6 protein-coding genes are annotated in these 11,126 nt (G+C 61.5%); 4 read left to right on the top strand and 2 right to left on the bottom strand.

Annotated features, from left to right (window positions below):
• Nucleotides 1-90: 90 nt before the first annotated feature.
• Entirely contained in the window at nt 91-3,180 is a 3,090-nt protein-coding gene (locus tag ACFCYE_RS05805) for a glycosyltransferase (protein WP_376177105.1), read from the top strand.
• A gap of 1,380 nt (nt 3,181-4,560) precedes the next feature.
• Here ACFCYE_RS05805 and kdsB read toward each other — a convergent pair.
• Nucleotides 4,561-5,295 (bottom strand): 3-deoxy-manno-octulosonate cytidylyltransferase, encoded by a 735-nt coding sequence (gene kdsB / locus ACFCYE_RS05800; RefSeq protein WP_376177104.1) that lies wholly within the window; start codon nt 5,293-5,295, stop codon nt 4,561-4,563.
• Between the two features lie 47 nt (nt 5,296-5,342).
• Between kdsB and kdsA the strand changes: the two genes are divergently transcribed.
• Genes kdsA through ACFCYE_RS05785 form a run of 3 tightly spaced genes read left to right on the top strand, consistent with a single transcriptional unit; the run spans nt 5,343 to nt 7,679 of the window.
• Nucleotides 5,343-6,194 (top strand): 3-deoxy-8-phosphooctulonate synthase, encoded by an 852-nt coding sequence (gene kdsA, locus ACFCYE_RS05795; RefSeq protein WP_376177103.1) that lies wholly within the window; start codon nt 5,343-5,345, stop codon nt 6,192-6,194.
• The gene (locus ACFCYE_RS05790; RefSeq protein WP_376177102.1) at nt 6,191-6,718 is read left to right on the top strand and encodes a KdsC family phosphatase; all 528 of its coding nucleotides are present in this window, start codon (nt 6,191-6,193) and stop codon (nt 6,716-6,718) included. The genes kdsA and ACFCYE_RS05790 overlap by 4 nt, the downstream gene beginning before the upstream one ends.
• Entirely contained in the window at nt 6,705-7,679 is a 975-nt protein-coding gene (locus tag ACFCYE_RS05785) for an SIS domain-containing protein (protein WP_376177101.1), read from the top strand. Before ACFCYE_RS05790 ends, ACFCYE_RS05785 begins: the two co-directional genes overlap by 14 nt.
• A 78-nt stretch (nt 7,680-7,757) precedes the next feature.
• Here the strand turns inward: ACFCYE_RS05785 and ACFCYE_RS05780 are convergent, their stop codons facing one another.
• Nucleotides 7,758-11,123 (bottom strand): hypothetical protein, encoded by a 3,366-nt coding sequence (locus ACFCYE_RS05780; RefSeq protein ID WP_376177100.1) that lies wholly within the window; start codon nt 11,121-11,123, stop codon nt 7,758-7,760.
• Nucleotides 11,124-11,126 lie beyond the last annotated feature (3 nt).

Genomic DNA, 11,126 nt, shown 5'->3' with positions numbered 1-11,126 from the left:
CGCCACCATCGACTGGTACCGCACCAACGAAGACTGGTGGGCACCCTCCAAAGACGCCACCGAAACCTTCTACGCCTCCAAAGGACAGTGATGACGGGCTCGCGAGTATTGTCACTATCACGCATCAAGGAATCAGTACGACCTCAGGTCGCGGCGATCCGTCGCGCGCGCAGCGCGCACGTGCTGCTCCAGGACGGCCTTTTCGATCGCGCATACTACGCGGCCGTAACGAATCTGGACGTTAAATCGCCGCGGCAGGTGGCTCAGCACTACGCCGCTCATGGAATCGCAGCCGAACTCACCCCTCACCCCTTGATCGAGTTAGGTTTCCTTCCTCCGTCGATCCGGAAAGCAATTCGGGTTGCTGACGGCGTCGAACGGCTACTGAACTATTTGCGCAGTCCAGCTGCGCGAACGCACGCTTGGGGTCCCCTGTTTGACCCCCGCGTCGTTGATGGCGATCCGGCGTCGGTCCTCGCATCACTGGATCCGAATCAACCTCTCCCCGTGCCCGAAGGTTTCGAGGGCCCCGTACCAACCCTTGCAGAAGCACGTCATGCTCTCCTCGAGTTCGCGGAGCTGCACCGAAGGCAAAGCGCGGCGGCTTTGCCCGAGCGACGCAAGAAGTGGGACCGACACGCGACCCAACAATGGATCGCACGGACCACTGCTGCGAGTTCCCCATCGGATGCAGTCGTGTCGGTCATTATGCCGGTCCTCAACCGCGCCGATCTAGTAGGTCAAGCGATCGAATCGGTCTTGGCGCAGACGCACGGAACTCTGGAACTGATCGTTGTCGACGATGGCTCGACTGACTCGACACGGGATGTCGTTGACGAGTATGCGCGTGTCGACCCTCGGGTACGCCTGTTCGCAGGACCCCACGCTGGCGTCGGGGCCAGCCGCAACGCGGGACTGCGGGAAGCGCAGGGCGAGTTCATCGCTTTCCTTGACAGTGATAATACGTGGACACCGCGATTCCTCGAACTGTCATTGGCCGCACTCGGTACCGCGCCCGATGCCGTTGCCTCTCATGCCGGCCTACGACTTCACGGGGACAGTGGCGACATTGCCTACCGAGGCGGTGACGCTCAACTCGCGGACCTTCAGCTCGGAAATTCGATCGATCTGAACGTGCTCGTAGCGCGCGCCCGACCACTGCACGAAGTTGGTTTCTTCGACGTAACGTTGCGTCGCTGGGTCGACTACGATCTCGTTCTGCGGCTTGCAAAACTGGGACGACTGGTGTACTTGCCGTTTATCGGATGCGAGTACGACAACAAGAGCGCTGATGGACGCATCACTCAGAACGAGTCACTGCACTGGCAGTGGGTTGTCCGGGAACGGAATCTGATCGACTGGGACGCCGTCCGGCGTACGGTCGACGGCCGTGCGAAGGACCGCATCAGCTTGGTGACAGTTATCGCGGGCGCCGCGGGGAATACGATTCGGTCGATCGACCAGTTGCTCAAGACGTCCGATTCAGATCTCGAGATCATCATCGTCGACAACGGCTCGCGTGCGGCCGTAGGTCGGCGACTCATCTCGCGTTACGCGGTTGAACCGCGTGTGCGCTACGTTCGCCTCCCCGTGAACAATAACTTCGCAGTCGCCGCGAATTATGGGTTCTCGCTGAGCACTGGCGCACAGATCGCGTTTCTCGACACAGATGCGGATCCGCGCGACGGGTGGCTCGACGTGCTGTCTGCGACACAACGCGCCACTGGATCGGCCGGCGTGCAGGCGCTCCTCCTCAACCCCGACTACACCGTTCAGCATGCTGGCTACGCGTTCTATCACGGAGTCGCGCTACCGAGCGGCCTGCTCGCTAACCTCACGACCGACGACGCCTCGGTCGCGCAACTCGATCAGCTGACGGCAATCTGCGCGAGCGCTAGCCTCTTCGACGCTGCCATCTTCGCCGCACTCTCCGGGTTTGATCCCCTGTATGCCAACGGACTTGAAGACGTGGACTTCTGCCATCGGGCAAGGCGCGAACTCGGCACGGCGCGATTCGACTGCGCACAAGAGGCGATCGTGATCCATCAGCCCACGACGACGGCCTACCGGGAGCGCCGGCAGAACGAGAATCGCCGGACGTTCTCCGAGCGCTGGGGCCACGTACACGTGCCCGACGATCGCCGTCGATATGGTGTGCTGGGGATGACAGCAAAGTACCTCTCTCCCACTTTCGGCCCTGGCCAGCCCTCTGCCGTCCCGGTTCTTGTGAAAGAGGAGAACCCCGGCGTCGACGCACCGGGGTCGAAGGCTCCGGCATTGCGTTGGGCGATCAAGACCGGCGTCCCGACGACGCGAGGTGGGGATCGTTGGGGAGACATTCCTTTCGCCGCTGACCTGGCCAATGCGCTACGACTACACGGTCAACAGGTAGTCACCGATAGGCACGCAGCGTGGACCCGGCCGACCTCCTATCTTGACGACGTGGTACTCACTTTGCGGGGCCTCCACGCGATACCCCCGCAACCAGGGGCCGTCAACATACTCTGGGTGATCAGCAGACCGGACCTTGTCACGGTTGACGAAGTTCGATCTTACGATCTCGTCTTCGCTGCCTCTGAGAAGTGGGCAGCCTGGATGTCAGATCGTTCTGGCCGCACGGTCGAACCACTCCTCCAGGCCACATCGCCAGAACGGTTCCGACAGGATCTTGAGCCAGCGTCCGAACCGGATGACCTTATCTTCGTAGGCGGCAGCCACGGGCACGAATTCGGTCGCGCAATCGTGGGATTGGCTGTGCAGGCGGACGCCCCCGTTGGTCTGTGGGGACCTGGATGGGAAAAGTTCGCCCCCGAACGCTACGTCCGGAGAGGCTACCTCGACGCCGAGTTTCTCCCCCACGCCTACGCATCCGCGAACATCGTGCTCAACGACCACTTCGAAGACATGGCTCAGTGGGGGTTTATCAACAACCGCACCTTTGATGCTCTCGCCTGCGGCACCCCTATCATCAGCGATGCGATCGACGGCCTCGATATTTTTGGCGGCGCCGTTGTCGTCGCGGACTCTGTCGAACGCATGCGCGAGCTCGTGACGGACCGCAGTTGGATACCGTCCGCTGACAAGATGTCCGCGCTTGCTGCCGTCGTCCGCAAAGAGCACTCTTTCGAAGCGCGGGCGCTGCGACTCATCGCAGCGGCTCAGGAGAAGTTACGCTCATGACAGAGGCCGGATGGAAGGTCTACTCCAACCGCATCTGCCGGACGAGCAGGTCGTAGCGGAAGCCATCGACGCAGCGCATAGGAAAAGACCGGTCTTGCCGCCCCGCGCAACATGTCGCAACTGGACGCATCGAGCATCCCGTGGGGCCCACAGGATGCTCCGCTGGTGGCAGAACATTATTTCTGACGCGGGGGGCGATACTGATTACGACGAGAACCCATGAGGCGGCGAGCGAATCTCTGATCCCTGCGAGTTCCGCGAGGAGGTTACCGCAGTCGCTCGTGGTCGCGACAGCGACGTCACGATAAGAACAGATCGCGACCGACATCGGCGTCAGCGAAGCGACGTTGCAGAGCTGGCTGCGCCGAGCTGACGTCGAGGATGCCAATCGTCTCGGTCAGGCCCGCCGCTGATACTGCCGCAGCGCGGGGGTTGAAGAGGCGGCTCGGGTGGCTCAAGCAGGAGGACAAGGTGCTCATGCGCCTACCGCGTACCTGTCGCGGGCGAATCTCAAACTTCGTGGCTCCCGAAATGGCGTACCCACCTGTGAGCTCGCTGACGCGCAGCCCACGTGAGGGTGCCGTGCCGGTCCTCATGCTCGCCGGCCAGGCGTACTCCCGGCGGCGCAAATCGGTGCTTGATTCGGACGTGTTCTGTGCCTACCGCATTAACACCCTGTCAATGCCCACCATGACAACCCGGCTTTCGGATATCGACACCTCGCCGACGAACCCCGACGCGCGGGGTGGCGCACCAGCCGCCAGAAGGGTGGAAGCTTTGCTCCTAAACCCCTCGGCTCGCCGGTGTACGACGGATTTCCGCGCCGACGCCCCGAACCCGCGCTGGCTGACCGGCATCACGAATGTATTCGACGCGCGAGCGCAAAGGTTTGTTGCTGCGCGATCAGGGATCTTCTGCTTGAACAAATCATCGGGCGCACACCTCGGATCGGATATTGACCGCGCCGCCAGGACACAGTCGGGCCGATAGGCCGTGTGGGTGCGGCCGGCGAAAACACCTTCGTGGAGAGATTCTCATCGCTGCCGCAGACTAACGTTCTCACCGGCAAAGGCGGGGCGGCCAGGCAGGAATTATGCCCAGCCATCGTCGTCTGGATCGAGCGCAACCACCACCGGCAACGGGCACTGGCCACTCCGGCGGCTTGACCTCCATCAGGTTTGAAGAGAAGCTAACCAAGCCGCCCACACTCGCGGTCTAGCCGAACGTGTCAACAGTTCGTTCCTCACGCCCGTCTGTGGTGCTGTCCGCCATATTTGACGGGCCGTAGCCAGCCCATCGATGCATGGGTGATGCGCAACGTATCGCTCAGACAGACCGCTTGACGATGAGACCATAGGCGATAGGCAACCCGCGTGAAGATCAGGCCTCGTTCTCGCGTACCCAGGTTTGGGCGCGCTCGTAATCGTCGGGCGTGTTGATCTCGATCGTTCCGCTGTCAGCGACCCGCGCAATGATTACGAGGCCGTGCTCGAGTGCACGAAGCTGTTCGAGGTTCTCAGCGCGTTCCAGTGGCGTGGGGATGAGCGTCGGAAAGCGACGCAACGCATCTCGGCGGAATGCGTAGAGGCCGAGGTGCTGCAAGTAGTCATGGTCGAGGTTCTTGGGGTTAGCCGGTATCAGCGAGCGCGAGAAATAAAGTGCACGACCCCGCATATCGGTGACGATCTTGACGGTGTTGGGATCGTCGGCGAGCTCGGGGGCGAGTGGCATGGCCACAGTAGTCATCTCCGGGTCCTGGCCGTCACGGAAAGGGGCGATCAGGGCCCGGATCGCTTCCCGCGAAACGAAGGGCTGGTCCCCCTGAATGTTCGCAACGACATCGAAGTCGCCGTCAAGAGCATCGGCGGCGGCGGCAACGCGTTCACTGCCATTCTCAAGAGAGTCGGATGTGATGATCGCGCGCCCCCCGAACTCTTGCACATGATCGAAGATCCGCCGATCGTCAGTGGCGACCACGACCTCGTCGAACTCGCCACTGGCGACAGTCGCATCCCACACACGCTGGACAACGCTGCGGTTTCCGAGCATGAGGAGAGGCTTCCCCTCCAAGCGCGTACTGGGGTAGCGGGAAGGGATGACAGCGAGAACACGCATGGAGGCACCTTTCACGGCGGGAGAGAGTTCACGAGTAGCCTAGTGATATGTCTAAAGCCGTGGCCATCGGGCCGAACGTCTCTCTTGCCAACGACCACCCTCTCGTGATCTTTGGCGGGATCAATGTCCTCGAAGACCTGGACTCGACGCTTCGCGCGGCCGAGCGCTTCGTCGAGGTGGGGGCCGAGGTTGACATGCCTGTGGTCTTCAAGGCTTCTTTCGACAAGGCAAATCGTTCGTCAGTTCACTCATACCGCGGCGTGGGGCTCGACGAAGGTATGAGGATTTTCACGGCTGTGAAGGAACAGTTCGGCGTGCCGGTCATCACCGATGTTCACGAGCCCTTTCAGGCACCGATCGTGGCGGAGGTCGCAGATGTCCTTCAGCTGCCGGCGTTCCTCGCCCGACAGACCGACCTGGTTGTAGCGCTCGCCGAGACAGGCAAGCCGATCAATGTGAAGAAGCCTCAGTTCCTGAGCCCTACACAGATGGCAAACATCCAGCAGAAGCTGGCGGAAGCTGGCAACGATCAGATGATCCTCTGCGAGCGCGGGTCCCAATTCGGCTACGACAATCTTGTCGTAGACATGTTGGGCTTCCGGGAGATGATCGAGGCCTGCGACGGTGCACCTGCGATCTTCGATGTTACGCACAGCCTGCAACGCCGCGAGGCCGGGGCGACAGCCTCGGGAGGTCGTCGCCGTCAAGTTGCCGAGCTCGCCCGTTCAGGCGTCGCGCTAGGCATTGCGGGCCTGTTCGTCGAGGCACACGAGAACCCAGACAACGCACGCTGTGACGGTCCTAGCGCCCTCCCCCTGAGCGAGCTAAAGCCCTTCCTCATGCAGCTCAAGGCGATCGACGAACTCGTCAAGTCCCTGCCTCCCCTGAACATCGCATGATCGAGCTCGTCCTGTTCGACGTCGATGGTGTTCTCACGGACGGCACCATCTGGATGGATGCCGATGGCGAGGTCGCCAAAGGTTTCCACGTCCACGACGGCCTCGCCGTGTCGCTGTTGCGGACGCACGGCATTCGCAGCGGCGTATTGTCAGGGAAGACGAGCAAGCCACTAGATGCCCGCATCGCTCAGCTTCGCTTCGACGTGTCGGTGACCGGGACACTCGACAAACGAGACGCCCTGCAGCGGATCATGACAGAACAGGGTGTCTCCGCAGATCAGATCGCATATGTCGGGGACGACGTCGTGGATCTGCCCCTGGCTGGCGTAGTCGGCCGCTTCTACGCTCCTGCGGACGCACATCCGCTCGTACTACAGGCCGCGGATGTGGTACTCAATCGCGCCGGAGGCCGGGGCGTTGGACGGGAGGCAGCTGAGCACGTGCTTGCCTCGCGCGGCTTGACGATGCAGGAGATGTACGCATCGATGCTCGAAGGGATCACGACCTCACATGTCGTTCAATGACAGCTCTATCCGTCGGGATCATGCCACCGCCGCAAAGCGAGTGCTGGCGCTGGAGGCGCAAGCCGTGTCGGATCTTATTGAGCGCATTGGGGAGGACTTCAACGCGATCGTAGAGAGCCTTATCACCTCGCGCGGTCGCGTCATCGTCTGCGGTATGGGCAAGTCGGGGCTGATCGGCAGAAAAATCGCCGCCACGCTGGCGAGCACAGGAACGCCTAGTTTCTTCATGCACCCCGCGGAGGCGTTGCACGGCGACCTCGGCATGGTTACCGAAGAGGACTACTTCCTGGGGATCAGTAACTCGGGAGAGACCCACGAGCTGCTTGCGCTGTTGTCCTTCCTGCAGGATAACGGTAATAGAATCCTCGCGATGACCGGGAATCCGGCGTCGACTTTGGCTCGACACTCGACGCACAACCTCAATATTGCTGTGGCGAAAGAGGCATGCTCCCTGAACCTCGCACCGACCTCCTCGTCGACGGCGACACTCGCGATGGGCGATGCTCTGGCCGTAGCGTTGCTGGAAGCTCGTGGCTTCGGCCCGGAGAACTTCGCACGCTTGCATCCCGGTGGCTCCCTCGGCCGCCGCTTGTTTGAACGCGTCAGCGATGCGATGGTGGCCCGGAGCCTGCCGTGGGTGAAGGCGGGCGACAGTCTCCTTGAGGCGACACGCCACATCACGAGTAGCGGGCTAGGAATCACGCTCGTCTCGACGGATGAGGACGGCCCAGCACTCATCACGGACGGTGACATCCGACGGGCGATCGAGGCTCATGGCGAGGAGTTTTTCTTGCTCACCGCAGCCGACGTCATGACCAGGCAGCCGAAGTCCGTCGCGCCGACGACGCGCATGGAGGACGCCCTCGCGCTCATGGACCGATACAACATCTCGTCCCTCCTGGTGATTGATGGAGACGAGGTGCTCGGCGTAGTCACGCGCCAGCCCGGGCATGATGACTGAGGCTACGGCATCACCACGCACTGCAGTCGTCGCGCTGTGACGCGCGCCATGCCTCTACCGTTTCGACGCAGGGTCGATTCATCGATGAGACTGTTCATGACCAGCACCGACGTAACCTACCGGCCTCGCGTCGATACCCGAGTTGATGATGAAGTCGAGGACTCTCATAATTCCGGCCCAGGTGGGCTTGCCAGGCTTCCCCACCTCAACCATCGGCGGGTCCAGATCGATGATGACGACGTCACGGTGCGCCGGAGCGTTCGGTTCGATCTTCGCGAAGGACGGCTGTTCACCACGGTTCTCAATGATCTTGGTTGTCGCACTTTCCCAGTCGATGACGGGAATCCTGCGCCACGCATCTGCACTCACGTCTGAAGCCTGTTCAAGTCTGTTCGAGATATCTTTTCCCCCCGCAGACAAGACGGCGACGACACACTCATCAAAGTCAACGCTCGCCCCTACTTCGCGTAACGTTGGCCGCCCTCGCACCTTGTCGAGAGGAGCGACGATGACTCCCGCGCGGGAAAGCTCCTGCGCCCCCGCGGCCCCCAGAGTGGTAATCAGCGTTTCCAACCAAATGGAGTTACCTGTCAACACAATTGGATGCCCTACGCTGGCGCTCGCCGCGCGCGCCTTCTCGACTAACTCACCTTGTACTGTCGACACCGCGTGCTCGTAGGCCGCGCGGGCATCACGGCCTTCCAGAAGCACGCCGGTCAGAAATAGATAACCGACTTGGGAGGGGTGGTTACTGCTGTCGATAAACAAGCGTGACAGTTCATGCACCGGAAGACGAAGAATCGGTGCCAGGTCTACGAAATCTAGCCCAGGAAGCTCGGCCAAGATGTCCTCGAGGTTAAACACAGGATGCTTGTAGGATCCGTCGGTGACGTGTCGTCCCTGGAGCCGGTTGTGTACCTGCCTGCCGAGCTCGTCCCACAAGATGTAACGGGCTCGCGAGCCCACCGATTTGTCCCAGGCACGCAGCCCCGCGACTCCACGCTTGTACATCGCACGGTCACACTCGACAGTCATAGCTTCCCTTGAGATACCAGTAAATCCGTCGAGGATCACACCCTCAGGAGCATTCGGATCTAGGAGAATGCTGTTCCCGAACCGAAAGTCGCCGACCAGAACCCCGATACGATGCGTGCCGCCGGCCAATTCAATGGCACTCTGCATTTGACCTTTATGCCAGATCGGCGCCCCACCACGACCGATAAAGCGCGACGCATCGATCGGCGCCGATACCCCGCCGCTGGCAATATGCTCGCGCCACCTCACAGCATGCGACGGACCCACGATAATGTCGACGTCGGCGCGCATATCGTTCTCTGATACAGCTACACCGCCGGGCGAATGCACAGGCCGCCTGGCCGACGGAATCACGAGGGGGAGTCGTTTCCGTTCCCGGGAGGTCAAATGCCTGAGCCGGCTCTTCGACCGGGTGGAACGTGGCGATGTAATGTCACGCCACGTCTCAACAAACAAGTCACGACTCTCCGCCACCCCACCCAAGAGCATGAACGCGTCCGCCTCATTGTCAGAGTCAACTTTCGACAAGTATCTCTCCGCATTGCCGCTGAAAATGATGTCAGGGTCGACCAACTCGACCATCTCGCGGTGATAATAGCGTGTACGGAGGCAGATGACGCGGGTGAAAACGGCGGATAGGTGTCGGAGCATCATGCGAAAGAACGAGTCACCGAAGAGCAGCACCGTCTTGTCCACCGGTGCGCCAGGATTCAAGAGTATGTCCACCAACCCGTCATTGAAGCTCCCAGCGCTGCTCAGCTCGAGGAAGTCCCAGTCGGGGTCAAGAAAGAGTACCTCCTGCAAGCGTTGCGGCCTGAGCTTACGCCCCAGGTCACCGGGCCATCTCCGCGGGCGCACGATCCGACGCTCGATGGCGGCCAACGCATCCGGAGCGTCAACGCCGACAGCCGCGATCATGCTACGGAGCACCGCAAGAGATCCTGTGTCGGAGAGATGAGTATCGAGCGGCATGCACGCACCCTCGACATCCTGGAGGGCATCGGCCGGGTAGATCACAGCGGCAGCGATCGCGTCGGGCATGTGACTGAGATACAGGTCGCCGAGCCGGATCACTGGCTGGAGTGGAAAACCGTCGCTTAGGATCGATTGTTTGTCGGGGAAAATAACGTGCGAATAGCGGATCCCACGCTTTGTCGCATGCTTCGCTCGTGCCTCGACATTGTCGGAAAATGACTGGAGTGACTCAGAGGACGGGTGGCGCACACCGATTGCGAATTTCAATGGTTCGTGGCCACCACCCGCAAGGAACGCGACACCGTCCTGCGACACGAGCACCTGGTCGTCAACGTGCCAGCGCGCATCGGGCTGCGGAAGTCGCGCCCAGGAATCCGCTTCCGCAATGTATTGGAGCAGTCTCTCAATTCCAGCCCAGGAGGGAACGGCCGCGGTTCCAGATTCGAGGTGCATCAAGAAGTTCGATGCACGCAGCGCGTCGGCCCGCACCGGTGGCCGGGAGTCGTCCCCCGCGAAAGCCGGCGTCCTCCCGGCACGCGCTGTCTCTCGACGTGGCGACGCTGGCTCGATTGCGCGCTCCCATTCGATAACAGGAACGCCCGCCCACGAAGCCGATTCGGTCCCGAAGGCGTAGGCAAGTTGCGGCGTCAAATCCGCTCCGCTCGTCACGACGACCGCACAAGCAGCATTTGCCCATTCTTCGACCATTTCTGCCGCGGGTTTTCGCCCCGGCGCACCCCCCAGCGGCGCGAGGATCAGGCCGACGTCGGCGAGGCGAGCGCTACCGGTGGCCCCCAGATACCGAGTCAATGCGTCCAACCAGATAGAGCGGCCTGTGATCACCACGGACCTGCCAGCGGCGCGCGCTATCCGCGCGGCTAACTTCTCCAGTTCGCCCTCGATCTCATCTACCGCGCGGATGTATGCAGCTTCCACTTCCATGCCGACCTCAAGCACATAGCGGAGAAAAAGGAGCCCGATCTGCGAAGGCCGATTTCCTTCATCGGCGAACAACCTCCACACATCGTGCATCGGCTTGCGGAGGAGTGGGCGTAAATCAACGATCTCAAGCTCCGGTAGCGCATCGACGACCGCAGTGTAGTTAAAAGCTGGCGGTTGGTACCGGCCTTCAACGAAGTAGCGTCGGGCAAGCCTGTCGTGCACGGCACGACCCATCAGATCCCAGAGCATGTATACAGCACGGTGCCCGAAGCGCTCATGCCATGTACGCAGGGCTTGGACGGTTTCGGTCAACTGTGCGAGCTGCCAATCGCCTTCGTCAATTCCGTTGACACCGTCGGACGATATCCCTGACGCGGCCGCGCCCTCCTCGAGTGATTCCGCACCGTCGAAGGCCACGGACCCTACGAGAAGCGCAATACTATCCTCGGCCGAGCGCTGTGGCCCCCGCCGAAGGATCGTTGCGTTCACCATGTT

Origin of the sequence: Microbacterium sp. NPDC056234, assembly GCF_042267585.1 — a bacterium.
Taxonomy (GTDB): domain Bacteria; phylum Actinomycetota; class Actinomycetes; order Actinomycetales; family Microbacteriaceae; genus Microbacterium.
This window is presented reverse-complemented; position numbering and strand designations above follow the sequence as displayed.